This is a genomic window from Sphingomonas sp. PvP018, from assembly GCF_017876865.1.
Lineage (GTDB): Bacteria > Pseudomonadota > Alphaproteobacteria > Sphingomonadales > Sphingomonadaceae > Sphingomonas > Sphingomonas aerolata.
On the sequence record NZ_JAGIOU010000001.1, the window covers coordinates 699,158 to 725,227 of the forward strand.

Consider the following 26,070-nt stretch of genomic DNA (forward strand, 5'->3'; position numbering starts at 1 on the left):
GACCGTCATTTTCAATCTCATTTTCGCGACGCCCTGCCTGGTCGTCCTTGCCCGCTGGCTCTGGCCGCTGTCGATGTCGCTCTGGCTCAAGGCCGGCGTGGCGCTGCTCCTGCTGTTCGCCTCGCAGTTCCATTTCTGGAACCGGCTGTCCTCGGGATCGATCTTCGCGCCCGAATTTCCGCGCGGCGTTGTCATCCTCTTCAACTGGGCGTTCGCGGCGATCGTGCTGCTCGCGATGCTCCAGCTCCTGCTCGACATCGGCACGCTCGCGACCGCGATCCTGCGTCGCAGCACCACCGCCGCGCCAGACGGGCTGCGCTACGCGATTGCGGTGCTCGCGGCGCTGATCTCCGCGATCGGCGTCTCGAACGCGCTGCGCGTGCCGCCGGTCAAGGACGTCGCCGTCACGATCGCCGGACTGCCGCCGCGGTTCGAGGGGTATCGCATCCTCCAGCTCACCGATCTGCACATCAGCCGGCTGTTCCCCGCGCGCTGGGCCGAGGCGGTGGTCACCCGCGCCAATGCGGCGGGCACCGACCTGATCGTCGTCACCGGCGATTTCATCGACGGATCGGTCGCGATGCGCCGCGCCGACGTCGCCCCGCTGCGTGCGCTCCGCGCCCCCGACGGCGTCTATGCGATCCCGGGCAATCACGAATATTTCTTCGATTACGCCGCCTGGATGCGGCACCTCGACGGACTCGGCTTCCGCATGCTCCCCAACAGCCACGCCGTGCTGTCCCGCGGCGACGCGCGGCTGGTGCTCGCCGGGCTCACCGACCTGTCCGCCCCCTCGGTCGGCCAGCCCGGTCCCGATCTCGACAGCGCGTTGCGGGGCGCGCCGGCCGGTGCGCCGGTAGTGCTGCTCGATCACCAGCCGCGCAATGCGCGCAACGCCGCAGCGCACGGCGTCGCGCTCCAGCTGTCGGGGCATACGCATGGTGGCGTCGCGCCCGGCTTCGACCGCCTGTTCGCGCGCGCCAATGGCGGGTTCGTGTCCGGCCGCTACGACGTCGCGGGGATGACGCTCTATGTCGGCAACGGCACCGGGCTGTGGCCAGGCTTCGCGGTCCGGCTCGGCCGCCCGTCGGAGATGACGCGCTTCACGCTGCACGCCGCCGGGTCGGACCTCAATCCGCGGGCACCAGCGTCTTCAGGTCGACCGTGATGTCGGCCAGCAGCGTCGGCTCGACCCGCGCCGACGCAACCACCAGCGCGCGCCCCTGCACATAATCCCGCGTCTTGTTGACGCAGTCGAGCGCGACCACGCGGCCCCCCTTCAGATACACCACCGAGAAGCTGCGGCTCGCCGGGTCGCCGCGCAGCAGCGCGAGATCATGCCCCGTCGACAGCCCGACGCTCTGCAGCTTCAGGTCATACTGATTAGACCAGAACCACGGAACTGCGCCATAAGCCTCCTCCACGCCGGTCAGCGCCTTGGCGACGATCGCCGCCTGGTCGTTCGCATTCTGCACCGATTCCACGCGGATCACCTCCCCGCCGGCAAAGCGACTGGCGTGCGCCGCGCAATCCCCGACCGCAAAGACATCCGTCAGGCTCGTGCGACACTGCGCGTCGACTATCACCCCGTTACCCCCCGCCGAACCGGCGCCTGCCGCGATCAGCGGCGCGACCGCCGGCACGATGCCGATCCCGACGATGACCATTTCGCACGGCAGCACCGTACCGTCCGCCAGCCGCACGCCCGACGCAGCCCCGTCGACGCCCTCGATCGCCGCCACCGTCACACCGGTCCGCAGATCGACGCCGTGCGCGCGGTGCTCGGCCTCGTAGAATCGCGACAGCGCCGCCCCCGCCACCCGCGCGAGCACCCGGTCCTGCGCCTCGAGCACCGTCACCTGCTTGCCGAGCTTGGTCAGCACCGCCGCCGCCTCCAGCCCGATATAGCCGCCGCCGACGACCACGACCCGCGTGACACTCGGCAGCTCGGCGATCATCCGGTCGACATCCTCGCGGTTGCGCACCCCGTGCACCCCGGCAAGATCATGCCCGTCGCACCCCAGACGCCGCGGCGCTCCCCCCGCGGCCCAGACGAGCGTGCCATAGTGCAGACTCGCCTCGTCAGTGCTCCCGGTCGCCTGCGCGTCAACATGGCTGACGCAATGCGCGGCCGCATCGACTCGGGTCACGCGACGCCCGGGGATCAGCGTGATCCCGCGCTCCCCCCAGAAGCTGGCCGGCCGCAACAGAATGCGATCAAACGCCTTTTCGCCAGCCAGATAGTCCTTCGACAGCGGCGGCCGCTCATAGGGGGGCGACGTCTCGTCGCCGATCAGCCCGATCGTCCCCGCATAGCCGCGTTGCCGCAGCGCGATCGCGACCTGTGCACCGGCATGGCCGGCCCCGACGATCAGGACGTCATGATGATTGCGAGCGGACATGCGGCGATCCCTTTGAATGGACGGTCTCGTTGCCCGTCCCGACGCCGGTCGACAAGGGCGCGACGATGGTCGTAATGGCCAATTGTCGCGATCGACCGGATAGAGGCCTGGAACCAGGCGCCGCCGGACGCGCTCAACCCGCGAGTCAGGAACTGTGCAAACCACCCCCTTCCCCCAGGCCCGCTCCGGCGACGGCATGCCCCACGCGGTCCCGCGCGGTTGCGCGATCATCGTCATGGGCGTCAGCGGCAGCGGCAAGTCGACGCTCGGCCAGCGCCTCGCCGATCAGACCGGCCACCGCTTCCTCGAGGGCGATGGCTTCCACAGCGCGGAAGCAGTCGCCAAGATGCGCGCCGGCCATCCACTCGACGACGCCGACCGATGGCCCTGGCTCGACCGCGTCGGTCACGCGATCGGCGATGCGGTCGCGGCGGACGGCTTTGCGGTCGCCGCCTGCTCCGCGCTCAAGCGGGTCTATCGCGAGCGGCTCGGCGCTGCGGCGGGCGTCCCGCTGCTGTTCGTGCTGCTCGACACCGATCCGGCGGAACTCGCTCGACGGCTCGGCGCGCGCGCAGGGCATTACATGCCGGCCAGCCTGCTCGACAGCCAGCGCGCGACGCTAGAGCGTCCGGGACCCGACGAAGCCGCGATCACGCTCGATGCGCAGGCCACGCCCGACACGCTGGTACGCGACGTCTGGGCCTGGATCGATGACCGCGCCAGCGCGGATGGCGCTAACGGCACGGATCGGCGATAAGATCGACCAAGGTCGTAATGGCCACGCGGCAACTGGTGGCCGAACAGGGTGGCCGACAGCGCTTGCAGGATGGGGGATCTGATCGTGACGATAGGACGACGCGAATTTGTCATCGGCGCAACCGCGCTGGCCGCGGTGCCCGCGATCACGCAGGCGGCCGCCCCGACGCGCAAGCTCGGCTATGCGATCGTCGGGCTGGGCTATTACGGGCTCGACGTCATCATCCCCGAATTCGCCAAATGCGCGCACAGCCGGCTCGCCGCGGTGGTCAGCGGTGACCCCGCCAAGGCGCGCCGCGTCGCGGCCGCGCACGGCCTGTCCGACCGGTCGGTCTACAGCTATTCGACCTTCGATCGGATCCGCGACAATCCCGATATCGATATCGTCTATATCTGCCTGCCCAACGCGATGCATGCCGAATACACGATCCGGGCCGCGCGTGCCGGCAAGCATGTGCTGTGCGAAAAACCGATGGCGGTCTCGGTCGCCGAATGCGAGGCGATGATCGCGGCGTGCAAGGCGGCGGATCGCAAGCTGATGATCGGCTATCGCTGCCATTTCGAACCCTGCAATGTCGAGGCGATGCGACTCGCGCGCGCCGGGACGATGGGCAGGACGCGCTATGTCCGGTCCGAACATGGCTTCGTCCAGCGTGATCCGTCGAAGTGGCGGCTGAACAAGGCGCTGGCGGGCGGGGGCTCGCTCATGGACATGGGCATCTACAGCCTCCAGGCCGCACGCTACATGACCGGCGAGGAGCCCGTCGCGGTGACCGCGCGCGAGTCCACCGATCGCACCGATCCGCGGTTTCGCGAGGTCGAGGACATGATCGACTGGACGCTCGAATTCCCGTCCGGCGCGATCGCCAGCTGCCAGTCGATGTACAGCGCGAACCAGAACCACATCCTGTTGATGGGCGAACGCGGCCGGATCGAGCTCGAACCCGCGACCCGCTATGCCGACAACCGGATGTGGACGGGCGCCGACGGGCGCGAGCGCGATGTCACGCCAGCGGCATCCGGCCGAACCCAGTTCGCGGGTCAGCTCGATCATCTCGTCACCTGCATCCGCACCGGCCGCGAACCGATCGTGTCCGGCGCGGAAGGCCTGCGTGACCTCCGTATCGTCGAGGCGATCTACCGCTCGGCGCGCGAAGGGCGGACGATCCGGCTGGCATCGGACACCAAGGCGTGATGCGCGTCCTGCTCGCGCTGGCAACGCTCGCGGTCGCCACGGTCGCCCCGGCGCAGGACGCGGCACGCGATTTCGCCGCGGCGACCGATATCCCCCGCGCGGTCGCGGCGCTCGAAGCGACGATGAAACCGGGTCAGGGCTTCGCGATGCAGACGCTCGTCAGCGGCGGCGGCAGCGTCGTCGCGCTCGAATATTGGAAAGCCGAAGGCCGTCCTGCGGTGCATCCCGACGACAATGAATATGCGACCGTCGTCGCGGGATCGGGGACGTTGCTTTCGGGTGGACGCCTGGTCGATCCGCATGTCGTCAACCCCGGCCTCACCGACGGCGCGCGGATCGAGGGCGGCACGACCCGCGCGCTCCGCCCCGGCGACGTCCTGCTGATCCCCGCCGGCGTTCCGCACGGCTTCGGTGTCGGGCCCGAAGGGCTGGTCCTGCTCGGTACCAAGATCACGCCGCGCCGACCGGCTGCCCCTGCGCGATAAGATGCGTCTGCCAATCGCGACGTCCCGATCGGGCGTCTCGATCCGTAACCTGATCTGCCGGATCTTATGACTGCGCCGGATGTCGGACCCGCTGCGAGCGCACGCATGCTACAACCGCGAATGCGCGTATTTGTGAGGAGCTATAGGGTTGGTCTGGCGCGCGTATAAACTCAGCAAATCGCAAGATCAGCGCCCGGATTCGACGTCGCGAACAGAATTCCCGGTCAATTGAGCGCTTTAATAATATTTGCGGGTGTCATTTTCTGCCAATAGCGCGTAGTCGCGCGAATGGAGGGGGAAAATTTTTCAACAATCAAGGATCCCGTGTGACCGAAACCATCAATACCGTCGAACTGGCGGCAGAACTGACGGCAGCCTGGCTGGCGAACCCCAACACCCGCACCGCTGCCGAAGACGTTCCTGCGTTTCTCCTGTCGATGCACACCGCCGTGACCAAGCTCACGACCGGCGCAGAGATGACGGGCGATACCGCCGAGGCGACGACCTATGAGCCCGCCGTGACGGCGCGCAAGTCGCTTGCATCGCCTGACCACATTGTCTCGATGATCGACGGCAAGAAGTACAAGACACTGCGTCGCCACCTGACGACGCATGGCATGACGCCGGAGCAGTATCGCGAACGCTTCAACCTGAAGGCCGACTATCCGATGGTCGCTGCGACCTATTCGGAAGCACGCCGTGCGATGGCGAAGTCGATCGGTCTCGGCCGCAAGGCTGGCTCGAAGGTCGAAGCCGCTGCGGAAGACGCAGGCAAGACTTCGCGCAAGACCGGCAAGGCCGCGCTCGATGCCGCCAAGCGTACGCTCGGCAGCGACGATTGATGCGCCACGGGGAGGGCTGATCGCCCTCCCCGACCGTTAAAGGCATTCTGATCGCTCTGCCGGTCGCGCCCTGAATCACGCTATAATGCCGTCTGGCCCGATCCGGGTTTCGCGCGTTACACAGATCGATGACCGAACCGATCTCTCCCGCCATTCCGGCTGCCACGTTGGTGATCTTTCGCGATCGCCCGTCGCTCGCCCCCGAACTGCTGATGGTCGAGCGCGCGGGATCGATGGCGTTTGCCGGCGGTGCACTTGTCTTCCCCGGTGGCCGGGTCGACCCTGCCGACCGCACGCTCGCACAGCACCTCATCCAGCAGCCCGCCGATCAAACCGTACTCGAAGAGGTCGCCGCCCGTATCGCCGCAATCCGCGAGACGATCGAGGAGGTCGGGCTCGCCATCGGTCTTCATCCCGCACCGTCCGCCGATACGCTCGCGACACTGCGCGCGGCGCTGCATGCCGGACGGGAACTGGGGCCGATGCTCGACGAGCTGGGGCTCCGCTGTGATCCGCACTTGCTCACCTATTTCGCGCGGTGGCGACCCGCGCATCATCTGACCCGCATCTTCGACACACGCTTCTATCTCGCGCGTCTGCCTGCCGACGCCGCCCCCGCCCGCGTCGACGAGACGGAGAATGTCCGCCTGCTCTGGGCGACCGCTGCAGAGATCCTCGCGCATGCCGATGCCGGGCGCGCACAGGTGATCTTCCCCACCCGCCGCAACCTCGAACGCCTCGCGCTGTTCGCCGGCTTCGACGACGCGGTCGACGACACACGACGCAGACCGGTCCGCATCGTGACGCCGTGGATCGAGCCGCGCGACGGGATCGACCATTTCTGCATCCCCGACGATCTCGGCTATCCAGTGACCAGCGAGCCCATCACGCGTGTGGCGCACGGCTGATGCGTGCGGTGCGACGAACGCTGGGCTGGATCGTCGCACTGGCGGTGATCACGGGCCTCGGCCTTATACTCTGGTCGACGCTGCGCGGTCGGCCGCAGGATCTGCCCTGGACCCCGCTCGACCTCGGCCAGCCGATCGGCCTGATGACCGGGCGGAAGCTCAACGCGCTGACCCAGTCCTATCCCGCCTGTCGCGCCGCGCTCGAGCGTGCCGGTGTCCGCTACACCGCGCTGCCGCCTCGCAGCGGTGAAGGCCGGTGCGGCTATAGCGACGGCGTCCGGTTCACATCCGGCGGCGCACGGCGGATCGACTTCGCGCCCGCGGGTCTTGGCGTCGCCTGCCCCGTCGCCGCGGCGCTCGCGATCTGGGAATGGAATGTCGTCCAGCCTGCGGCCGAACGGCATTTCGGCACCAAGGTCACGAGCATCGACCATTTCGGCAGCTATAGCTGTCGCCGCATCTACGGCCGCGATGCCGGCACGTGGAGCGAGCATTCGACCGCCGACGCGGTCGACATTGCCGGCTTTCGGCTGGGCAATGGCACGCGGATTACCGTAGCCCGCGACTGGAAAGGCGATGCCGCCAAGGCCGCCTTCCTCCGGGAGGTACGCGACGGCGCCTGCCAGCTGTTCGCGACGACGCTCTCGCCCGATTACAACGCCGCACATGCCGACCACTTCCATCTCGATCAGGCGGATCGCGGCGCGATGGGCTGGCGCGCCTGCCGCTGAGCCGTCAGGTGGCGAGCGACGTCCCGCTGTCGACCTTCTCCACCCAATAGGGAAAGAAGACCGGCTCCCGGCTCGACCAGCCCGACGCGGTCGCCGCGGCTTCGCTGATCGATTGGAGCAGCTTGCGGCGCAGTTCGGGGTGGAGATGCGGCAACGCCGCCGCCGCGCAGAAGGCGGACGGCAGCCACGGTCGGACATCCGCGCCGGCAAGCCGCTCGTACAGGAACCGGAACGCGGAAAAGCTCGTCAGCCGCCCCTGCCCCAGATCGAACGCGGCCAGCGTCACCAGTTTTCCCAGAAACCGGTCCGCCCCGCCGAGCCCCGCATCCTCGGGCAGAAGTTCGCGAAGATCGTCAAGACCAAGATAGAGCCGCGCCTGTGCACGGATGCTGGCCTCCTCGACCACGTCGCGCGACCAGCGCGTCATCGCATCCTCGCGATCGAGGCCGACATCGAGCGAACGCCGGATATAACGCTGCGTCGCGCTGGAAAAGCCTGCGAATTCCTTCATCTCGGCGAGCGTCGTGATGCCCTTTGCCGGTTTCATCCGTGAAGCCATATCGTCACCCCGCCTTGCTGCAAGTAACAGGCGTTCCCATGCATTTGGGGCAGAGGAGGGTCCCTAACGCATCGTCACGTCACGGTTATAAGCGACCATGAAATCTGTTGCGCTGCAACACGCAATGCGACCAGTCGAAGCCAGGCATCAAACTTTTCGCTAGGGGCGGTATTTACGCAACAATCGAACCCGGGCCATTGGAGCGCCGCCCGCGCCCGGCATCGGCCAGGCGCGAGCACACCCCACGATAGATCAGCTGTTCTTTTCGGCCAGCTTGCGTTCTGCTTCGGCATCATAGCCTGACGACGGCGCCGGACCCTGATTGTGCACCGGCTGCGTCGAGGCGGGCGGATCGCTCGCATCCATCGACTCATCGAGCGCATTGTCGAGACGCGCATCGTTGCTCGACGGGTTCTTCTGCAGCCGCTTGCCGATCGACTTGTCCTGACCGGCCTCCTGGCGCGGGTCGCGGCCGTCGGTCCGGCCGGTGGCCGCATCGCCATCCTGCCCATCCGGTGCCACCGACAGGCTGTCGAGCGCGCGTTTGTCGATATCGGTCATGTCGAGACTCCTGTGAAAATCGTTACGGACGCAAACGGTTCAGCACGCCCGGTGTTCCTGCTCCTGCGACGAGCGACTCGCGTTGCGGGCCGGTCACGCGGTTTCGTCGTCGAGCGCGCGGACCCGGACGGTCTGCGTCCAGAGCGTCGCCTGCCCGAACACCGTCATGAACGCGATGTCGGTGGCGTCGCGCCCGATGCACACACGCGCGATATCGCCGCACGATGCCATCCCCGTCGGATCGACCAGCCGCCACGCGCCATCGAGCCAGAGCTCGGCGACCGCGTGGAAATCGGGCGGATCGACCCCAGGTGCATAGGCCGAAACACAGCGCGCCGGGATCCCCCCCGCGCGGGCGAGCGCGACCAGCAGATGCGCATAGTCGCGGCACACGCCCGACCGCGACGCGAAGGTGTCGAGCGCGGTCGTCTCGCCCGAACTCGATCCCATCCGGTAATCGAGCGCGTTGCCGACCCACGCACTCAGCGCCGCCGCCAGCGCGCCGCCGTCGAGCCCGGGAAACTCGCGTGCAACGAACCCCTCGAACCGGTCCGACTGGCAATAGCGGCTCGGCATCAGATAGGCGGTGACGTCGCCGGGCAGCAGCCGGGGCGGCGTCGTGCCATAAGCGCCGAGCGCGACGACCGGGCGCTCGACCTTCACCACCGCGCGGTAGACCGCGGTGAGGCGGCCATGTCCCCGCGCCCAGCAGCGCTGGCCGATGCCGTCCTCGCCCGGGACCGCGCGGATCGGGCTGTCTGACCAGATCGTCAGCGATTGTTCCTCGATCCGCTGGTCGGGCATCGCCGCCGCCTCGATCTGCAGCAACACGTCGGCGTCGCCGGCAATTCCATAATCCAGATGAACGTCGATCGAGAGACGCATTGCGGTCTTAAATCCTGGCCAGGATGCAAAAACGGCCCGGCGGTTTCCCGCCGGACCGTCACTCAGAGAAGGTGCGAAGCGCTTAGTTGCGGCTGCTGCCGAACAGGCGAAGCACGAACATGAACATGTTGATGAAGTCGAGATACAGGCTCAGCGCCGACATGATCACGACCTTGCCGACCATGTCCGTACCCGCGACCTGCATGTACAGGCTCTTGGTACGCTGCGTGTCATAGGCCGTCAGACCTGCGAACAGGAGCACGCCGACGCCGCTGATGACCAGCTGCATGACACCCGACTGGAGGAAGATGTTGATGATGCTCGCCACCAGCAGACCGACCACGCCGATGATCAGGAACGTCCCGAACGCCGACAGATCGCGCTTCGTGGTATAGCCGTACAGGCTCAGCCCGGCGAAGCCGGCAGCCGTCGCGAAGAACGCGCTGGCGATCGACGTGCCACTATAGACCAGGAAGATCGTCGACAGCGACAGACCCATCAGGATCGCAAAGCCCCAGAACAGCATCTGCAGCGTCGCGGTGCTCATCCGGTTCTGGCCAAAGCTCATGCCGAACACGATCGCGAGCGGCGCGAACATGATGACATACTTCAGCGGACCGCCGCCCATGAACACCTGTGCGGCAGGCGACGATGCACCGCCCCAGGCGAACAGCAGCGCAACGATGCCGGTCAGCAGCACGCCCGAGCCCATATAGTTATAGACCGACAGCATGTACGAACGGAGACCCGCATCATACGCTGCCGAACCGGTGGTGGTGGCCGTCGCTCCGAACGGCGCGGCACGAGGCCGGGGATCAGACCAATTAGCCATTGAAATTACAACTCCTCTATCCGGCCACATGCCGGTTGCGTGCAACATCGGTGCTGGAAGGACGATTTTCAAGCGGAGACGTTCCCAATTCGGGGTGATCGGCGCTATCAATCCCGCCGATGCTACGCCTGTTTCTCGCGCTCCGCCCGCCCCTCCGCATCCGCGAGATGCTGTTCGACCTGATGGACGGGATCGGCGGTGCGCGCTGGCAGGATGACGAACAGCTCCACGTCACGACCCGCTTCCTTGGCGAGGTCGATCCGCGTCTGGCCGACGACATCGTGACCGAGATCGACCGGCTCCGCCTGTCGGTGACGCCGGCGGCGCCAACGGTGGCGCTGCATGCGGTGGGCCAGTTCGCGAGCCGCGGGCGGACCGACACACTCTGGGCGGGCGTCACCCCGCACGCCGCGCTCACCGCGCTGCACCGCAAGGTCGATCAGGCGGTGGTCCGCGCCGGGCTTCCCCCCGACCGCCGCGCCTATCTGCCGCACGTCACGCTCGCGCGGCTGCCGCGGTCGCTCGGCACGTCGCCGGAGATCGAAGACTGGATCGCCCGCCATGCCGGGCTCGCCAGCGCGCCGTTTGCGATGACCCATCTGACGCTGTACCAGAGCCACCTCGGCCGCGACGGTGCCTGGTACGAACCGCTGCTGCGCTGGCCGCTCGAACCCGACGCCGGAACCGCCGGCGACTTTGGCGGGTTCGCATCGGATCAATAGGGAGAGACGGACATGCGGATTGCAACATTTGCGCTGGTCGGTGCAGCGGCGCTCGGGCTGGCGGCCTGCGATCAGAAGGGGCTCGAGACCGGCACGCCGGTCGCAGGCGGGCAGAGCGCGCGCGCGATGCTGATGAACGCCGCCGGAGTCGATGTCGGCCGCGCGACCGCGACCGACGTCGCCGGCGGACTGCGCTTCACCGTCGATGCCAAGGCGCTGCCGCCGGGCACGCACGGCGTCCACATCCACACGACCGGCCGCTGCGACGCCCCCGACTTCACGACCGCCGGGGGCCATTGGAACCCGACGTCGATGAAGCACGGGTCGATGAACCCTCAGGGGCCGCATGAGGGCGATCTGCCCAATCTGATCACCGGCACCGACGGCCGCGGCACGGTCGGCGTCACGATCCCGGGTGCGACGATGGCCGGGCTGCTCGATGCCGACGGTTCGGCGTTCGTGGTCCATGCGGGTCCCGACGATCTGATGACCGACCCCGCCGGCAACAGCGGCGGCCGCATCGCCTGCGGCGTGTTCCAGCCGAGCTGAACCACTTAGCCTAGCCATGGCATCCTCGGCGAGGGGCCATGGCTAGGCGACCTCCCCCGCCGCCCGGGCCCGCGCCTCGCGCGAAGCCTCGGCGGCCGGGACCAGCCGGTACGCCGCCACCGCCGTGGCCAGCGTGATCGGCACGCTGACCAGCAGCGACAGCATCCCGACCGACAGGCTCCCACTGAGCGTCGACACGCGACCCGCCAGATATGGCCCGAGCGCCAGCCCGATCAGCGTCGTGCCGATGAAGAAGGTCGCGGTCGCCGTTCCCCGCATCCGCGGCAGCACCAGATCCTGCGTCGTCGCCGCGGCCGCGCCGAGCGCACAGCTCGCGGTGATCTGCGCGAGGAAGATCCCGGCATAGAAGGGCAGCGGCACCGATGCGTTGAAGGCGAGGCACAGGAACGGCACCGGCACGACCGCGCCGAAGATCACCACCCAGAGCCGCCCCGCCGGGTTCGTCCGCCGCAACCGGTCGGAGACCACTCCGCCCATCGTCAGCCCGAGAAACCCGGCAAGTGCGCCCAGCCCGCCGAGCAGGAACCCCGCGCTCGACGGCGTCGCGCCGAGCACGCGCAGCGCATAGGGCGCCGCCCAAAAGCTCGCCGCATAGCTCAGGAACGCGTTCAGGCCATAGGCGACGACCGTGCACAGGAACGCCGGCGTCCCGATGATCAGCGCGAAGGTCGGCGGATCGCGGCGGCGCAGCGCACAAGCCCAGGAGAACACGGCATAGACGCCGGTCCCGATCGCCACCCATTGCGGCCAGGGCTCGCCCGCTGCCACCAGCCCGACCACCGCCAGCGTGACGATCGCCAGCCCGGCGAGGTTGACGACGAACGCCCCGACCCCGCCCATCGCCGCACCGACCAGAGTCAGCGGCGGCACGATCGTCAGCAGCTCGCCGGCAAAGGCGCGGAACGGTGCGGGGTGCGGCGCCGGTTCGGGAAGCCCCTCGACATGCCCGCGGATCGGTTCCCTCAGCGTCGCGATCCAGATCGCGAGCAGCAGACCCGGCACGCCGACCGCCATGAACGCCGCCTGCCACCCGACCAGCCCGAACGGCCCGCCCCCCGGATAGGCCCGGTTCCAGCCCTGCACGATCGCCCCGCCAATGAACAGCGAGCAGCCGCCACCGACATAAAGCCCGGCCGAATAGATCGACAACGCGGTCGCACGCAGCCTTTTGGGGAAATAATCGGAGATCAGCGAATAGGCCGACGGGCTGGCGGTCGCCTCGCCGATACCGACGCCGATCCGCGCCGCCGCGAGATGCCCGCCGGTCCGCGACAGGCCGGACACCGCCGTCATCACCGACCAGAGCGTCAGGCCGATCGTCATCAGCCGGACGCGGTGCCAATTGTCCGCAAGCCGCCCGAGCGGAATGCCGAACAGCGCATAGAAGACCCCGAAGGCGGTCCCGTAGAGAAACCCGAGATCCTGGTCCTTCAGTCCCAGATCGCGCTTTATGTCCTCGGCAAGGATCGAGATGATCTGCCGGTCGACGAAGTTGAGCACATAGACCAGGAACAGGATCGACAGCACATACCAGCCATAGCGGGTCGCCCCCGCCTGCCCGTCCGGCTCCGCAGGCGGCGGCGCTTCTTGGAACTTCGATTGATCCGCGACCTGCGCCATGACCCCTCCGACTGTCGTTTTCGAGCAATCGGTATCAGAGGTTTCTTCGTATCAACAGCGGTTTCACGCGGTCGCGGTATGTCAGCCCGATGTCGCCTGACGCCGCCGGGTCGCGCCCTGCTCCAGCCGCCGCAACAGCGACTCGATCGAGGGCGGTGACGGCGATGCAGCCGGCGCCGGCGTATCGACCAGACGCGGCTCATGCCGCGCCGCACCGTTTACCGCACCAGCTGACGGTGGAACCGGCGATGGCGCTGACCAGGCCACGGAAACCCGCGGCGCGACCGGCTCGCTGACCATGATCGGGACCGTCGCGGCCTCCACCGGCTCGTCGATCGCGACGGATGCGTCGGCTAATTCTTCGACCCGCTCCTCGTCTTCGACCGGAGCGGCTGGCGCGACCGGCGCCGCCTCGGCCTGCACCAGCGGCGTGACCGGCCGGATCGGCGCCATCGGCACCGGCAGGATCGCATGCGGGTCGAACGCCGCGAGCGGCTGGTCGAGGTCCGCGGGGATCGACCGCTCGAGCGTCACCGGGTTCGCCGCGGTCACCTCCATCATCGGCGTGCCGAGATCGGCCGCGGTCATCGGCCGGCGTGGCGGCGCGTCGGGATGCGCATCGGCCCGGCGGACGACTGGCACGCCGTCGTCGCGACGACGCGGTGGACGCACCAGCAGCCCCCCCGGCCCCACCAGCAGGAACAGCGCCGACCAGGTCACCGCCGCGCCGATGAACGCGGTGGCCAGCGCGAGGACGACGCGCGCGGTCGTCCCCAGCGGAGGCTGTGCGGCGGGGATCAGCGCGGCGACGCCGGTCCGCCAGACCAGTTCCTCGAGCATCGTCCCCGGCATCGCGACGAAGCCAATGATCGCGGCGACCGCGACGAGCAATGCTGCGGCGACGGGAAGGTGGCGGATCGGGGACTGTCGATGGAATTCGGTCATGCCATGGTCCGTCATTCGGCCTGTATCAGCCGATGGTAAAGCGGTTCGTAACGCAAAATGTTTGACGACCAGTTACGGTCGCGCTCGACGAACGCCCGCGCGCGCTGGCGGCGCGACGGCCAGTCCGCGCGATCGTCGAACATCCCCGCCAGTGCCGCCGCGATCGCTGGCGGATCGTCGGGTGGGAACAGCGTGCCCGTATCCCCGTCGCGAATCAACTCGCGGTGTCCGCCCACGTCCGACGCGGCCACCATCCGCCCCTGCGCCATCGCCTCGAGCGGCTTGAGCGGCGTCACCAGATCGGTCAGCCGCATCCGCTTGCGCGGATAGGCGAGGATGTCGATCAGCCCGTAATAGCGCTCGACCTCGGCATGCGGCACCCGGCCGACGAAATGGATCGCGTCCGCGACCGGCGAGGCCGCGGCCTGCGCCGCCAGCGCATCCGCCATCGGCCCGCCCCCGACCATCAGCAGCCGTGCGTCCGGCCGGGCCGCGACCAGCGCGGGCATCGCCGCGATCAGGTCGTCCAGCCCTTCGTAATCATAGAAGCTGCCGATGAAGCCGACCACGTCCCTGCCGTCGAGCCCCAGCGTCGCCGCCAGCGCGTCGTCGCGCGGCGGGACCGCCCCGAACAGCGTCAGGTCGACGCCGTTTGGCGACACCATGATCTTGCCCCCGTCGATCCCCCGCGCGATCAGGTCGTCGCGCAGCCCCTCGCAGATGACCGCGACGCCGTCCGCGCGGCCGACCGCCCAGGTCTCGAGCGCGCGCGTCGTCCGATAGGCGAGCGATCCCTCGGTCCCGGTGCCGTTGCCGACCGCGGCATCCTCCCAGAACGCCCGGATCTCGTAGACCAGCGGCAGTTTGCGCCGCCGCGCGACGATCAGCCCCGCCAGCGCATCGAGCACCGGCGAATGCGCGTGCAGGATATCGGGGCGAAAGGCATCGACCGCCGCCTCGATCCGCCGGGCAAAGGCGCGGATCCCGGCGATCTCGCCCAGCGGTCCCGACCGGCGCGTCGCCGGCGTCCGGTGGAAGGTCAGCCCGTCGACCGATTCCACCGCGGCGGCGGCCGGCCCATGACGCTGCCCGGTCACCGCCGCGACCGTCCAGCCGCGCGCCTCCTGCGCCTTGAGGATCGCCCGCGTGCGAAAGGTATAGCCGCTCTGCAGGGGCAGGCCGTGGTCGAGGATATGAAGAATGCGCATCGTGAGTAGCGTGTTGCCATGACAGCGCTTAACGGCGCGTCAACCGCCATGGCCTATGCCGCGGCGACGGACACGAGCGGCAACGGGACCGCGCAGACACGGAAAGGCGGGCCGATGATCGACAATTTCGCGCTGGGCCTGACGCACGGCCTGATGATGCTCGCCGCGATCCTGCTGCTCCGCCGCCCCGATCTCAATTCCGAGCCGGAAGCCGGCAACGATCGCGAGGGTGACGGCACGCCTGCCGGTAACCGCCCGGCGGCACGCGGTACCGGACGCCGCCCGCGTGCGTGATCTCGCCTTCATCGCCTTTCTGGCTGCAATCTTCGCGCTGGGGTTCCGGCGTCCGTTCCTGCTCGTCCTCGCCTATGTCTATATCGACATCGTCTCACCGCAGCGGCTGACCTATCTGCTGCTCAACACCGTCCCGATCTCGCTGATCGCGGTCGCGCTGGCGGTCGGCGGCTGGCTGATCGCGGACGACAAGCGCGACACGCGGGTCGCGCCGCGCCAGCTGCTGATCGTCGTGCTGCTGCTCTATTGCTGGGCGACCACGCTCGCCGCCGACTTCCCGATCGAGGCGAAGGACAAATGGGACTGGGTCTGGAAGGCGCTCGCCTTTGCCGCCTTCCTGCCGCTGACACTGCGCACCCGGCTCCGGATCGAGGCGCTGCTGCTGTTCATGATCCTGTCGGCGGCCTCGATCATCATCGTCGGCGGGATCAAGACGATCGCCAGCGGCGGCGGCGGTTACGGCCAGCTGAACCTGATGGTCGACAATAATTCGGGGCTTTACGAAGGCAGCACGATCAGCGCGGTCGCGGTCGCGATCATCCCGATCATTATCTGGTTCATGCGCTACGGGACGATCTTCAAACCCGACTGGCGCGTCCGCGGCTTCTGCGTCGCGCTCGTCTTCGCCTGCCTGCTGATCCCGGTCGGCACCTCGACGCGCACCGGGCTGCTCTGCATCGCGCTGCTCGCGGTCCTGTCGCTGCGCGTCGTCAGGCGCAAGGCGCTGTATCTGGCGGGGCTCGGCGCACTCGGGCTGATCGCGATCCCCTTCCTGCCCTCGACCTTCACCGACCGCATGAACACGATCAAGACCTACCAGGCCGACGAATCCGCCTCGACCCGGATCGCGGTGTGGCAGTGGACGATCGACTATGCGAAATCGCACCCGTTCGGCGGCGGGTTCGAGGCGTATCGCGGCAACCGCATCCGCTACGACCTCGCCGGCACCGGCGCTGCGACGCCGGGCCGTGTCGAGGAAGACAAGGCGCGCGCCTATCACAGCGCCTATTTCGAGATGCTCGGCGAACAGGGCTATTTCGGGCTCGCGCTGTGGCTGGTCCTCAATCTCGGCGGCCTGGTCCGGATGGAGATACTGCGCCGGCGCTACCGTGATCCGGAAGGGCAGTTCGCCTGGGCCGGCCCGCTCGCCGCCGCATTGCAGACCGGGCATCTCGTCTATCTGCTCGGCGCGGCGTTCATCGCGATCGCGTTCCAGCCGTTCATCTACATGCTGATCGGCGCGCAGATCGGGCTCGACACCTATCTCGGGCGCAAGCGCCGTGACGCGAGCTTCCGCCCGATGCGACGCCCCGCCCCCGGCCCCCTGCCGGCATGACGGAACTCCGGGCACTGACCGGCGCGCGCGGCGTCGCCGCCTGGTTCGTCGTGCTGTTCCATCTCCGCGCCGCGCTCGGCGTGTCCGACGGCGTGGAGCGGTTTCTCGCCAAGGGCTATCTCGCGGTCGACTTCTTCTTTCTGCTCTCGGGCTTCGTGATCTGGCTGAGCTATGCCGACCGGATCGCCGTGCAGCGCTGGCGCGCCATCCCCGGCTTCCTGCGCCGCCGGGTCGCGCGGATCTGGCCGCTCCACCTCGTCATGCTCGGTTTCGCGCTGCTCATCGTCGCCGCGCTCGCGCTGACCGGACGCCCCCCCGACCCGCGCTTCCCGCTCGACCGCTTGCCGGTGCATATCCTCCTGCTTCAGAACTGGCCGATGACGCGCGACTGGTTCGGCGTCACTGCGCTCGACTGGAATGATCCCGCCTGGTCGATCTCGAGCGAGATGTTCGCCTATCTCGTCTTCCCGCTGCTCCCGCTCGTCATCGACTGGCGACGCGTCCCGACACCCGGCCTGATCACGGCGATCGCCGTCGCGCTGGGCCTTCTCGCTTACGTGATGCGATCGAACGGCATGGCGACGCTCGGCCAGGCGATCCCCTGGTTCGGCGTCCTGCGCTGCGTCACCGAGTTCGCAGCCGGCACCGCGGTCGCAGCCCTGTGGCTGCGCCACCGCGAGCAGCCCCGGCGCGCACTCGTCGCAGCCTTGTGCGTCAGCGGCCTGGGCTTTGCGAGCTTCGCAACCGGCCTTCTGACCGAGATCGTCGCGATACCGGCCGCGCTCTCGGCGCTCCTGCTCGCGCTCGCGCTGACCGCGAACCGGCCCCGCAACCCGCTCGCCTCATGGCCGCTGCACAGTCTCGGCGAGATCAGCTTTTCGACCTATCTCAGCCATTCATTACTCTGGACCGCGTTCAAGATGGCGTTCGTCGCCAGCGCAGTCGCGGTGCCGCCGCTCCTGATCGGCGCGCTTCTCATCGCGATCCTGCTCGCCTCCCTCGCGCTGTACCACGGCGTCGAGCGGCCCGCGCAGGCCTGGATCAACCGCTTTGGACAAACACCAAAAAGGGGCCAGCAACCGCGCTGACCCCCCAGTATCTATTCGTGTCTGGCCGTCGGCCGTCAGTCGACCGGCTCGTCCGCCAGTTCTTCCTCAAGCGCGGCGATGATCGCCTTGTTGAACGCGGGGATGTCGTCGGGCTTGCGGCTGGTGATCAGATTGTCGTCGACCACGACCTCCTCGTCGACCACCTCCGCGCCGGCATTCTCCAGATCGGTGCGGATCGACGGAAAGCTCGTCAGCCGGCGCCCGTCGATCACATCCGCCTCGGCCAGCAGCCAGGGCGCATGGCAGATCGCGGCGACGATCTTGCCGTCCTCCATGAACTCGGTGATGATCTCGATCGCGCGCTCCTGGACGCGCATCGCGTCCGGGTTGGCGACGCCGCCGGGCAGCACCAGCGCGTCGTAATCGTCGGTATCGACCTCGTCGAGCGTCAGTTCGGGGGTGATCGTCTCCGCCTTGTTGATGTCGCCCTTCATGCCCTGGATCGGGTCGGTCTTGATCGACGCGAGCGTCACCTTCGCGCCCACCGCCTCGAGCGCCTTCTTGGGTTCGAACAGCTCGACGGTCTCGAAACCGTCGGTGGCGAGGATCAGAATGCGTGCCTGGGAAAGATCGGCCATGTCATGTCTCCAGTGAAATCCCGTGCCCCCTCAACCCCGCGCCGCGCGGGTCGTTCCGGAACGATGCGCCCGCCCGAACATTTCGAATGACGGCCGGAAGGAACGACGCATTGCCCAGCAGACTCGTATATTCAGATGACAGCAAGCCCGGCATTTCCCGCCGCAAGATGCGCGCCGGCTGGGGCTATTGGGACGCATCAGGCACCCGCATCACTGACCGCGACGAGATCGACCGGCTCAACGCGGTCGGCCTGCCCCCTGCCTACAGCAACGCCTGGTTCTGCCCGAAGCCCAATGGTCATATTCAGGCGGTCGGCTGGGACGAGAAGGGTCGCAAGCAATATCGCTATCACGCCGGCTTCCGCGAGGCGCAGGACGCCGCGAAATACGAGCGCTGCGCCGATTTCGGCCTCGCGCTGCCCAAGCTGCGCAAGGCGGTAGAGGCCGATCTGCGCAAACGCTCGCTCAGCCGCGACCGTGCAGTTGCCGCGGTCCTCCGCCTGCTCGACGGCGGGCATATCCGCATCGGGAACGAGGCCTATGCCGCCGCGAACGAGAGTTTCGGCGCGACGACGCTCCGCAAGCGCCACGGCGCGGTGAAGGGCGCCACGCTCCGGCTCGAATATAAGGGCAAGTCGGGCAAGATGCGGACGCTCCGGATCACCGATCGCTCGCTCAGCAGCTTCGTGAAGAAATGCCAGGATCTCGACGAACAGCATCTCTTCGCCTGGCTCGACGATGACGGCGTCGCGCATCCCGTCACGTCGAGCGACGTCAACGCCTATATCCAGGCGGTCACCGGGACCGACTTCACCGCCAAGCACTTCCGCACCTGGGCAGCCAGCGTCGCCGCGTTCGAGGCGCTCGCCTCGGCCGAGCGCGATCTCAGCCTCAAGGCGATGCTCGAGCCGGTCGTCGCGCGGCTCGGCAACACGCATGCCATCGCACGCAAGAGCTATGTCCACCCGGCCCTGATCGACCTCGTCAAACAGGGCCAGTCGACCTTCCGCAAGGCGCTCCGCCTCCCGCGCGCCAAGCGCTATCTCAGCCGGGAGGAATGCGGCCTGATCGCCTTCCTCGAAGCCGGCACCCCCGCGACGATCGCCGTCGCGGCCTGACGAGTATCCAGATGTCCAATACGAACAGCGTCGCCAAAGCCCCCATCTTCGACGCGAGCGATGTCGGCAGCCAGGCACAGGGCTTCGTCACCGCCAGTCTTGCCTGGGTCCAGGCCTATTGGCTGCAGATCCTGATCGCGTTCGGCGCCGGCGCGCTGATCGTCCTCGCGCTCCACACCGCGCGACGTTTCGGCAGCCGGCTATGCGAACGCCCGCGCGCGCTCAACGGCTGGGGGATCGTCGTCGGCAAGGCGGTCTCGCGGACCAGCAACTTCTTCATCGTTATGCTCGCCGCGAAGCTCGTCGACGGCTATTCCGCCGCGCCGGGCGAGGTCGCGACCACGGTCAACTTCCTCTTCACCGTCGCTGCGGTGTTCCAGGTCGCGGTCTGGGTGCGCGAGATCATCCTCGGCGCGATCGAGCACCGCACCCAGTCCGAACATTATTCGGGTGAGGCGCTGCTGTCGGCGATGGGGCTGATCCGCCTGCTCGTCACCTTCGTCGTGTTCGCGGTCGCGATGGTCGTCGTGCTCGACAATCTCGGCGTCAACGTGACCGGCCTCGTCGCAGGCCTCGGCGTCGGCGGCATCGCGATCGGTCTGGCCGCGCAGGGCATCTTTGCCGACCTGTTCGCCGCGCTCGCGATCATCTTCGACCGCCCGTTCCGCCGCGGCGACTCGATCAGCTACGACACCGCCTCGGGCAGCGTCGAGGCGATCGGCCTGAAATCGACCCGCATCCGCGGCATCGACGGCGAGGAGCGGGTCATCTCAAACAAGAATCTCCTCAACAAGGAGATCCTCAACAACACGCAGCGCAACCATCGCCGCGCGAAATTCATCATCGGCGTCACCTATTTTACCCCCGCCGAAATCTGCGCGCGCATCCCCGACATGCTGAAGGACGTGGTCGAGGCGCAGGGCAAGATCTTCGTCCGTGCAGGCTTCACCGGCTTCGGCGCATCGAGCCTGGATTTCGAGGTCCAGTTCGACAGCGACGGCCCGGATTACGCCAGCTTCTACAACGGCCGCACCGCCGTCGGCATCGCGATCCTCCAGCGGTTCAACGACGAGAAGATAGAGATCGCCTTCCCCACCCAGGTCAACCTCACCGCCGCCCCGGACGGGTCGATGGTGATGCCATTCCCGGAGGTGCAACAGTCGCGCGCGGATTCACCGCCCGCCTGACGCCGTCGCCAGGCGTGAAGGTACTCGCCACACCAACCCATTACACCTCCCCGGCGAAGGCCGGGGCCCAGTTGGTGTGGCCGCAGTAACGAAACGCACCCGTCGTCAATCCCGTCCCCCAACTGGGCCCCGGCCTCCGCCGGGGAGGACGAAGGGAGCGCGGCAGGTTCCAAACAAGGGGGACGACGCCCCCCTCCGTCATCCCCGCGAAGGCGGGGATCCATATACTCAACGGGTCGCGATAACCCTCACCGCCAGCCAATATGGATCCCCGCCTACGCGGGGATGACGATTAAATAGGGATAGGCCTACCCCCCCCTCAGATCCCACCCTCATCCAGCGACAGCAACGTCGCATTCCCGCCCGCCGACGTCGTATCCACCGACACCGCCCGCTCCGCACAGAAGCGGTAGAGATAGCGCGGCCCGCCCGCCTTGGGCCCGGTCCCCGACAGCCCCTCGCCGCCGAACGGCTGCGAGCCCACCACCGCACCGATCATCGACCGGTTGATGTACAGGTTCCCCACCGCCGCCTCGGCCTCGATCACCTCGGCGGCGCGCGCGATCCGGCTGTGCAGCCCCATCGTCAGGCCGTACCCCTTGGCGTTGACCCGCGCGATCGTCTCGCTCAGCTTGCCCGCCTCCCACGTCGCGACGTGGAGGATCGGCCCGAACCACTCCTCGTTCAGATCCTCGATCGCGCCGATCCGCACCAAAGTCGGCGGCACGAACAGGCCATCTGCGGGCACGTCGAGCGTCTTTACGGTCTTCGAGGCCACCCGCGCGCGATACGCCATCAGCCGGTCATAGGCGGCCTGGTCGATCACCGGACCGACATCGGTCGCCGGATCGCCCGCACGGCCGATCCTCAGCGTGTCCATCGCGCCCGACAGCATCTCGATCACGCCGTCCGCGATATCCTCCTGCACCAGCAGCAGCCGCAGCGCCGAGCAACGCTGCCCCGCCGAACGGAAGGACGAGGCGATCACGTCCGCCACGACCTGCTCGGGCAGCGCGGTCGAATCGACGATCATCGCGTTGATCCCGCCCGTCTCCGCGATCAGCGGCACGATCGGCCGGCTGTCGTCCTCGAGCAGCGCGCGTGCGATCTTGCGCGCGGTCGCGGTCGAGCCGGTGAACGCGACGCCCTGAATGCGGGCGTCCGCGGTCAGCGCCGCGCCGACCTCCGGCCCGCCCGTGACCAGGACCAGCACGTCCGCCGGCACGCCCGCCTCATGCGCGAGTTCGACTGCCCGCGCGGCGATCCGCGGCGTCTGAGGCGCGGGCTTGGCCACCACCGCATTGCCCGTGACGAGCGCCGCAACCGTCTGCCCCAGGAAGATCGCCAGCGGGAAGTTCCACGGCGCGATCGTCGCCCAGACGCCGCGCCCCTCGATATGCAGCATGTTGCGCTCGCCCGTCGGCCCCGGCAGCTCGATCAGCTGCAGCTTGGCGCGCGCCTGCTGCGCATAATAACGACAGAAATCCACCGCCTCGCGCACCTCGCCGATCGCGTCGGGGATCGTCTTGAACGCCTCCTGCACACAGATCGCCATCAACTCGTCACGGTGCGTCTCGAGCAGGTCGGCCAGCCGGTCGAGACACGCCGCGCGCGCCTCGACCGGCGACCGCGACCAGCCCGGAAACGCCGCATGCGCGCGGGTGATCGCGGCCGTAACCAGATCCCCGCCCAACCCTTCTGCTCCCCCCCGGCGAAGGCCGGGGTCCAGTTGGGAAGGCTGCCGTGACGACGCGCCGTCCTCAGCCACATCACCGCTCCCAGCTGGGCCCCGGCCGTCCCCGGGGTGGTGCCCTGACGAAGCAACCGGCGCATTCACCACCTTAACAGTCGCCGCCAGCGTATCCACGTCACTCAAATCGAGCCCCGCCGAATTCCGGTGCCCGCCCGCCCCGAACAGGTCGACCGGCAACGGTATGCTCGGATGACGCTTGCCCCCGACCGCGGCGATCTTCGCCACCGGATCCGCGAGGATCTCCCCCTCGGTCAGTCGCTCATCCGCCAGCTGATGCACGAAGCTCGAATTCGCGCCATTCTCCAGCAGACGCCGGACGAGATACGCGAGCAGGTCGCGGTGCCCACCGACCGGCGCATAGACGCGGCAATGATAGCCATTCTCCTGCACCAGCCGCTCGTACAGCCCGTCGCCCATGCCGTGCAGCCGCTGGAACTCGAAATCGCGGCTGTTGCCCGCCCATTCCATGATCGTCGCGACCGTCAGCGCATTGTGGCTCGCGAACGCCGGCCGGATATTCTCCGCCGCCAGCATGTCCTTGGCGACCGCCAGATACGACACGTCGGTCGCCGCCTTGCGCGTGAACAGCGGATAGTCCGCCAGCCCCTCGACCTGCGTCCGCTTGATCTCGCTGTCCCAGTACGCGCCCTTGACCAGCCGCACGTTCATGATCCGGTCGAGCCCGTTCGCCCATGCGATCACCGGCCGCGCGCGCTTGCCATACGCCTGCACCGCCATCCCGAACCCGTCCCAGCCCTTCAGCGACGGCAGCCCGGCGACCGTGCCGATGATGTCGAGGCTCATCTCGAGCCGCTCGGACTCCTCCGCATCGACGGTCAGCGCGATCCCCTTCGACGCCGCCTGCACCGCCAGCGCCTCGAGCATCTCGGTCAGCGCGGGCACGCACTCGCTCCACCGCGCGACCTCGTAGCGCGGGTGAAGTGCGGACAGCTTGACCGAGATCGAATGCCCCGCCGCGGGATCGCGCCCGACCGCATCGACCGCACCGACATAGGCCTGGAAATAGCGCTGTGCGTCGGCATGCGTCCGCGCCGCTTCGCCGAGCATGTCGAAGCTCGCGGTGAAGCCCTTGTTCTCGGGCCGCCGCATCCGCTTCATCGCCTCGTCGATGGTGCGGCCCATCACGAAGATCTCGCCCATCATCTTCATCGCGGCACCGACCGCCTGGCGCACGAACGGCTCGCCCGCGCGGCTGATCAGCCGGCGCAACGGCCCGGTCGCACCCTCGCCGACCAGCACGCGGCCGACCACCAGCCCCCAGGTCGCCGAATTGACGAGCTTCGAATTCGACTTGCCCGCATGCGCGCGCCAGTCGGCATCGCCCAGTTTGTCCGCGATCAGCAGGTCCGCGGTCTCGGGATCGGGCACGCGCAGGAACGCCTCGGCGAGGCTGAGCAACGCGACCCCTTCCGACGAATTCAGCCGATATTCCTGGAGGAACTGGTTCACCCAGCCCTTGCTCTGCGCTGCGCGAAGGTCGGCGAGCAGGCCCAGCGCATGACCCATCACCCGCTCGCGCGAATCCGAATCGAGCGCGGCACGCTCCAGCAGCGGTTTTAGAACATCGGGTTCGCTTGCGCGGTACAGCTTTGCCATGGTGTTACGGGCATTGGACGTTACGGCAGTCGACATTTTCCAGCTTCCGGTTGGGTGAGGCTTGCGGTCGGCCAGCCTGTACGCCTAGAGACTTCGCTGCGCTTAGCGCCAAACAGGCTAGGAGGGGAATGCCGTGGCGACGATCACCACCGCCGAGATGCAGAACCGCGTCGGCACCGAGACGCTGTCCGACTGGGTCGAGGTCACGCAAGGCATGATCGACAAGTTCGCCGACGCCACCGGCGACCATCAGTTCATCCATGTCGACCCCGCCCGCGCGGCGCATACTCCGTTCGGCGGGACGATCGCGCACGGCTTCCTCACGCTCTCGCTGATGCCGCTCCTGTCGTCGAAGATCCCCGACGCACCGACCATCGAGGGCGCGAAGATGGGCGTCAATTACGGCGGCAACTCGGTCCGCTTCCTCACGCCCGTCCGCTCGGGATCGAAGGTCCGCGGCCGCTTCAAGCTGCTGTCGTTCGACGAGAAGCGCCCCGGCCAGTGGCAGCAGACCAACAGCTTCGCGGTCGAGATCGAGGGCCAGGACAAGCCCGCCCTGATCGCCGAATGGATCAGCCAGGTTTTCGTTTGATACCGCTCCCCGCCCGCTCGCGGGAGGGGACTTCAGAAAAAAGGATAGCATCATGCGTTCAGCCGTCATCGTCTCCACCGCCCGCACCCCGATCGGCCGCGCCTATCGCGGTGCGTTCAACAACACCCCCGCGCCGACGCTCGCCTCGCATTCGATCAAGGCCGCGGTCGAACGCGCCGGGATCGACGGGGGCGACGTCGACGACGTCGTCTTCGGCTGCGCGCTGCAGCAGGGGCATCAGGCGGGCAATATCGCGCGCACCTCGCTGCTCCGCGCCGGGCTGCCGACCACGGTCAGCGGCATGTCGCTCGACCGTCAGTGCGCCAGCGGGTTGATGGCGATCGCCACTGCCGCCAAGCAGATCATCACCGACCAGATGGACATCACCATCGGCGGCGGGGTCGAGAGCATCAGCCTCGTCCAGACGCCGCAAATGCGCGTCGCACCCGATCCCGAACTGCTCGCGATGCACCGCGACGTCTATATGCCGATGCTCCAGACCGCCGAGGTCGTCGCCAAGCGCTACGGCATCACGCGCGACGCGATGGACGCCTATGCACTCCAGTCGCAGCAGCGCACCGCCGCCGCGCAGGCTGCGGGCTATTACGACGCCGAGATCGTCCCCGTCACCGCGAACATGGCGATCGTCAACAAGGAAACGAAGGACGTCACCTACAAGGAGGTGACGATCGCCCGCGACGAGGGCAACCGCGCCGACACCACGCTCGAGGGTCTCCAGTCGCTGAAACCCGTGATGGGCCCCGACATGACGATCACCGCGGGCAATGCCAGCCAGCTGTCCGACGGGTCGTCCGCCTCGGTGCTGATGGAGGAAAAGATCGCCTCGCAGCGCGGGCTGCAGCCGCTCGGTCGCTATATCGGCATGGCGGTCGGCGGCACCGAACCCGACGAGATGGGGATCGGCCCGGTCGTCGCGATCCCCAAGCTGCTCAAGCGCTTCGGCCTCAAGATGGACGATATCGGCCTGTGGGAGCTGAACGAGGCGTTCGCGGTCCAGGTCCTCTATTGCCGCGACACGCTCGGCATTCCCGACGAGCTGCTCAACGTCAGCGGCGGCGCGATCTCGATCGGCCATCCCTACGGCATGACCGGCGCACGCGCGACCGGCCATGCGCTGATCGAGGGCAAGCGCCGCGGCGCAAAGCATGTCGTCGTGACGATGTGCGTCGGCGGCGGCATGGGCGCGGCGGGCCTGTTCGAAGTCCTGTGATGCTCGTGGGGCGGCGGTGGCAACCATCCTCCGC

26 protein-coding genes are annotated in these 26,070 nt (G+C 67.9%); 16 read left to right on the plus strand and 10 right to left on the minus strand.

The window, feature by feature from the left end; all coding sequences use genetic code 11:
• Positions 1–73: 73 nt before the first annotated feature.
• A complete protein-coding gene (locus J3A66_RS02890) occupies positions 74–1,168 on the plus strand; it encodes a metallophosphoesterase (protein WP_209566991.1) in 1,095 nt (364 codons plus the stop codon).
• Here J3A66_RS02890 and J3A66_RS02895 read toward each other — a convergent pair.
• The gene (locus J3A66_RS02895; RefSeq protein WP_209566993.1) at positions 1,131–2,402 is read right to left on the minus strand and encodes an FAD-dependent oxidoreductase; all 1,272 of its coding nucleotides are present in this window, start codon (positions 2,400–2,402) and stop codon (positions 1,131–1,133) included. The genes J3A66_RS02890 and J3A66_RS02895 overlap by 38 nt on opposite strands.
• Positions 2,403–2,598: 196 nt before the next feature.
• Between J3A66_RS02895 and J3A66_RS02900 the strand changes: the two genes are divergently transcribed.
• The 6 genes from J3A66_RS02900 (at position 2,599) to J3A66_RS02925 (ending at position 7,319) form a co-directional block, all read left to right on the plus strand.
• Positions 2,599–3,159, plus strand: a complete 561-nt coding sequence (locus J3A66_RS02900) for a gluconokinase (RefSeq protein ID WP_245336686.1) — start codon at positions 2,599–2,601, stop codon at positions 3,157–3,159.
• A gap of 84 nt (positions 3,160–3,243) precedes the next feature.
• The gene (locus J3A66_RS02905; RefSeq protein ID WP_348633977.1) at positions 3,244–4,353 is read left to right on the plus strand and encodes a Gfo/Idh/MocA family oxidoreductase; all 1,110 of its coding nucleotides are present in this window, start codon (positions 3,244–3,246) and stop codon (positions 4,351–4,353) included.
• Positions 4,353–4,838, plus strand: coding sequence for a cupin domain-containing protein (locus J3A66_RS02910; protein WP_209570365.1), 486 nt, complete (start codon positions 4,353–4,355; stop codon positions 4,836–4,838). The genes J3A66_RS02905 and J3A66_RS02910 overlap by 1 nt, the downstream gene beginning before the upstream one ends.
• A gap of 326 nt (positions 4,839–5,164) precedes the next feature.
• A complete protein-coding gene (locus tag J3A66_RS02915; RefSeq protein WP_031393951.1) occupies positions 5,165–5,680 on the plus strand; it encodes a MucR family transcriptional regulator in 516 nt (171 codons plus the stop codon).
• A 128-nt stretch (positions 5,681–5,808) separates the two neighbouring features.
• A complete protein-coding gene (locus J3A66_RS02920; RefSeq protein WP_209567004.1) occupies positions 5,809–6,588 on the plus strand; it encodes an NUDIX domain-containing protein in 780 nt (259 codons plus the stop codon).
• Entirely contained in the window at positions 6,588–7,319 is a 732-nt protein-coding gene (locus J3A66_RS02925) for an extensin family protein (protein WP_107933306.1), read from the plus strand. Before J3A66_RS02920 ends, J3A66_RS02925 begins: the two co-directional genes overlap by 1 nt.
• Before the next feature lie 4 nt (positions 7,320–7,323).
• On the opposite strand, the gene J3A66_RS02930 is transcribed toward J3A66_RS02925, so the two are convergent.
• From J3A66_RS02930 to J3A66_RS02945, 4 genes are all read right to left on the minus strand, one after another.
• Positions 7,324–7,866, minus strand: coding sequence for a hypothetical protein (locus tag J3A66_RS02930; RefSeq protein ID WP_236559025.1), 543 nt, complete (start codon positions 7,864–7,866; stop codon positions 7,324–7,326).
• Positions 7,867–8,130: 264 nt separating this feature from the next.
• On the minus strand, positions 8,131–8,439 hold the full coding sequence (locus J3A66_RS02935) for a hypothetical protein (RefSeq protein WP_107933303.1): 309 nt from the start codon (positions 8,437–8,439) through the stop codon (positions 8,131–8,133).
• Positions 8,440–8,532: 93 nt separating this feature from the next.
• On the minus strand, positions 8,533–9,324 hold the full coding sequence (locus J3A66_RS02940; protein ID WP_107933301.1) for a transglutaminase family protein: 792 nt from the start codon (positions 9,322–9,324) through the stop codon (positions 8,533–8,535).
• An 82-nt stretch (positions 9,325–9,406) separates the two neighbouring features.
• Positions 9,407–10,156, minus strand: a complete 750-nt coding sequence (locus tag J3A66_RS02945) for a Bax inhibitor-1/YccA family protein (protein WP_031440668.1) — start codon at positions 10,154–10,156, stop codon at positions 9,407–9,409.
• 119 nt (positions 10,157–10,275) lie between these two features.
• Here J3A66_RS02945 and thpR point away from each other — a divergent pair, with 119 nt between their 5' ends.
• Positions 10,276–10,878 (plus strand): RNA 2',3'-cyclic phosphodiesterase, encoded by a 603-nt coding sequence (thpR, locus tag J3A66_RS02950; RefSeq protein ID WP_209567006.1) that lies wholly within the window; start codon positions 10,276–10,278, stop codon positions 10,876–10,878.
• A gap of 12 nt (positions 10,879–10,890) precedes the next feature.
• A complete protein-coding gene (locus J3A66_RS02955; RefSeq protein ID WP_166747999.1) occupies positions 10,891–11,427 on the plus strand; it encodes a superoxide dismutase family protein in 537 nt (178 codons plus the stop codon).
• Positions 11,428–11,469: 42 nt separating this feature from the next.
• Here J3A66_RS02955 and J3A66_RS02960 read toward each other — a convergent pair whose 3' ends face one another.
• From J3A66_RS02960 to J3A66_RS02970, 3 genes are all read right to left on the minus strand, one after another.
• A complete protein-coding gene (locus tag J3A66_RS02960; protein WP_209567009.1) occupies positions 11,470–13,068 on the minus strand; it encodes an MFS transporter in 1,599 nt (532 codons plus the stop codon).
• Between the two features lie 81 nt (positions 13,069–13,149).
• Positions 13,150–14,013, minus strand: a complete 864-nt coding sequence (locus tag J3A66_RS02965) for a hypothetical protein (protein WP_209567011.1) — start codon at positions 14,011–14,013, stop codon at positions 13,150–13,152.
• An 11-nt stretch (positions 14,014–14,024) separates the two neighbouring features.
• Positions 14,025–15,221: a TIGR04063 family PEP-CTERM/XrtA system glycosyltransferase gene (locus J3A66_RS02970; protein ID WP_209567014.1), complete on the minus strand. Its 1,197-nt coding sequence runs from the start codon at positions 15,219–15,221 to the stop codon at positions 14,025–14,027.
• Between the two features lie 18 nt (positions 15,222–15,239).
• Here J3A66_RS02970 and J3A66_RS02975 point away from each other — a divergent pair, with 18 nt between their 5' ends.
• From J3A66_RS02975 to J3A66_RS02985, 3 genes are read left to right on the plus strand one after another with little or no spacing between them, the layout of a single operon-like run.
• Positions 15,240–15,515, plus strand: coding sequence for a hypothetical protein (locus J3A66_RS02975; protein ID WP_209570579.1), 276 nt, complete (start codon positions 15,240–15,242; stop codon positions 15,513–15,515).
• Positions 15,508–16,851, plus strand: coding sequence for a putative O-glycosylation ligase, exosortase A system-associated (locus J3A66_RS02980; protein ID WP_209567016.1), 1,344 nt, complete (start codon positions 15,508–15,510; stop codon positions 16,849–16,851). Before J3A66_RS02975 ends, J3A66_RS02980 begins: the two co-directional genes overlap by 8 nt.
• On the plus strand, positions 16,848–17,939 hold the full coding sequence (locus tag J3A66_RS02985) for an acyltransferase (protein WP_209567017.1): 1,092 nt from the start codon (positions 16,848–16,850) through the stop codon (positions 17,937–17,939). Before J3A66_RS02980 ends, J3A66_RS02985 begins: the two co-directional genes overlap by 4 nt.
• Positions 17,940–17,974: 35 nt before the next feature.
• On the opposite strand, the gene J3A66_RS02990 is transcribed toward J3A66_RS02985, so the two are convergent.
• The gene (locus J3A66_RS02990) at positions 17,975–18,538 is read right to left on the minus strand and encodes a type 1 glutamine amidotransferase domain-containing protein (protein WP_107933286.1); all 564 of its coding nucleotides are present in this window, start codon (positions 18,536–18,538) and stop codon (positions 17,975–17,977) included.
• 86 nt (positions 18,539–18,624) lie between these two features.
• Here J3A66_RS02990 and J3A66_RS02995 point away from each other — a divergent pair, with 86 nt between their 5' ends.
• Together J3A66_RS02995 and J3A66_RS03000 are read left to right on the plus strand one after the other, a co-directional pair.
• Positions 18,625–19,656, plus strand: coding sequence for a DNA topoisomerase IB (locus tag J3A66_RS02995; protein WP_245336687.1), 1,032 nt, complete (start codon positions 18,625–18,627; stop codon positions 19,654–19,656).
• An 11-nt stretch (positions 19,657–19,667) separates the two neighbouring features.
• A complete protein-coding gene (locus tag J3A66_RS03000) occupies positions 19,668–20,843 on the plus strand; it encodes a mechanosensitive ion channel domain-containing protein (RefSeq protein ID WP_209567028.1) in 1,176 nt (391 codons plus the stop codon).
• Between the two features lie 319 nt (positions 20,844–21,162).
• On the opposite strand, the gene putA is transcribed toward J3A66_RS03000, so the two are convergent.
• Positions 21,163–24,249, minus strand: a complete 3,087-nt coding sequence (gene putA, locus J3A66_RS03005; protein ID WP_209567030.1) for a bifunctional proline dehydrogenase/L-glutamate gamma-semialdehyde dehydrogenase PutA — start codon at positions 24,247–24,249, stop codon at positions 21,163–21,165.
• Positions 24,250–24,346: 97 nt separating this feature from the next.
• Between putA and J3A66_RS03010 the strand changes: the two genes are divergently transcribed.
• Together J3A66_RS03010 and J3A66_RS03015 are read left to right on the plus strand one after the other, a co-directional pair.
• The gene (locus J3A66_RS03010) at positions 24,347–24,805 is read left to right on the plus strand and encodes a MaoC family dehydratase (protein ID WP_348633978.1); all 459 of its coding nucleotides are present in this window, start codon (positions 24,347–24,349) and stop codon (positions 24,803–24,805) included.
• Positions 24,806–24,857: 52 nt separating this feature from the next.
• Positions 24,858–26,036, plus strand: coding sequence for an acetyl-CoA C-acyltransferase (locus J3A66_RS03015; protein WP_209567032.1), 1,179 nt, complete (start codon positions 24,858–24,860; stop codon positions 26,034–26,036).
• Positions 26,037–26,070 lie beyond the last annotated feature (34 nt).

Bases quoted from the DNA above. Each gene is read 5' to 3' on its own strand.
- J3A66_RS02890 (WP_209566991.1), top strand. From the start codon at position 74: ATGTCGCTCTGGCTCAAGGCCGGCGTGGCGCTGCTCCTGCTGTTCGCC.
- J3A66_RS02895 (WP_209566993.1), bottom strand. From the start codon at position 2,402: ATGTCCGCTCGCAATCATCATGACGTCCTGATCGTCGGGGCCGGCCAT.
- J3A66_RS02900 (WP_245336686.1), top strand. From the start codon at position 2,599: ATGCCCCACGCGGTCCCGCGCGGTTGCGCGATCATCGTCATGGGCGTC.
- J3A66_RS02910 (WP_209570365.1), top strand. From the start codon at position 4,353: ATGCGCGTCCTGCTCGCGCTGGCAACGCTCGCGGTCGCCACGGTCGCC.
- J3A66_RS02920 (WP_209567004.1), top strand. From the start codon at position 5,809: ATGACCGAACCGATCTCTCCCGCCATTCCGGCTGCCACGTTGGTGATC.
- J3A66_RS02925 (WP_107933306.1), top strand. From the start codon at position 6,588: ATGCGTGCGGTGCGACGAACGCTGGGCTGGATCGTCGCACTGGCGGTG.
- J3A66_RS02930 (WP_236559025.1), bottom strand. From the start codon at position 7,866: ATGAAACCGGCAAAGGGCATCACGACGCTCGCCGAGATGAAGGAATTC.
- J3A66_RS02935 (WP_107933303.1), bottom strand. From the start codon at position 8,439: ATGACCGATATCGACAAACGCGCGCTCGACAGCCTGTCGGTGGCACCG.
- J3A66_RS02940 (WP_107933301.1), bottom strand. From the start codon at position 9,324: ATGCGTCTCTCGATCGACGTTCATCTGGATTATGGAATTGCCGGCGAC.
- J3A66_RS02945 (WP_031440668.1), bottom strand. From the start codon at position 10,156: ATGGCTAATTGGTCTGATCCCCGGCCTCGTGCCGCGCCGTTCGGAGCG.
- thpR (WP_209567006.1), top strand. From the start codon at position 10,276: ATGCTACGCCTGTTTCTCGCGCTCCGCCCGCCCCTCCGCATCCGCGAG.
- J3A66_RS02955 (WP_166747999.1), top strand. From the start codon at position 10,891: ATGCGGATTGCAACATTTGCGCTGGTCGGTGCAGCGGCGCTCGGGCTG.
- J3A66_RS02960 (WP_209567009.1), bottom strand. From the start codon at position 13,068: ATGGCGCAGGTCGCGGATCAATCGAAGTTCCAAGAAGCGCCGCCGCCT.
- J3A66_RS02965 (WP_209567011.1), bottom strand. From the start codon at position 14,013: ATGACCGAATTCCATCGACAGTCCCCGATCCGCCACCTTCCCGTCGCC.
- J3A66_RS02970 (WP_209567014.1), bottom strand. From the start codon at position 15,221: ATGCGCATTCTTCATATCCTCGACCACGGCCTGCCCCTGCAGAGCGGC.
- J3A66_RS02975 (WP_209570579.1), top strand. From the start codon at position 15,240: ATGACAGCGCTTAACGGCGCGTCAACCGCCATGGCCTATGCCGCGGCG.
- J3A66_RS02985 (WP_209567017.1), top strand. From the start codon at position 16,848: ATGACGGAACTCCGGGCACTGACCGGCGCGCGCGGCGTCGCCGCCTGG.
- J3A66_RS02990 (WP_107933286.1), bottom strand. From the start codon at position 18,538: ATGGCCGATCTTTCCCAGGCACGCATTCTGATCCTCGCCACCGACGGT.
- J3A66_RS02995 (WP_245336687.1), top strand. From the start codon at position 18,625: ATGACGGCCGGAAGGAACGACGCATTGCCCAGCAGACTCGTATATTCA.
- J3A66_RS03000 (WP_209567028.1), top strand. From the start codon at position 19,668: ATGTCCAATACGAACAGCGTCGCCAAAGCCCCCATCTTCGACGCGAGC.
- putA (WP_209567030.1), bottom strand. From the start codon at position 24,249: ATGTCGACTGCCGTAACGTCCAATGCCCGTAACACCATGGCAAAGCTG.
- J3A66_RS03015 (WP_209567032.1), top strand. From the start codon at position 24,858: ATGCGTTCAGCCGTCATCGTCTCCACCGCCCGCACCCCGATCGGCCGC.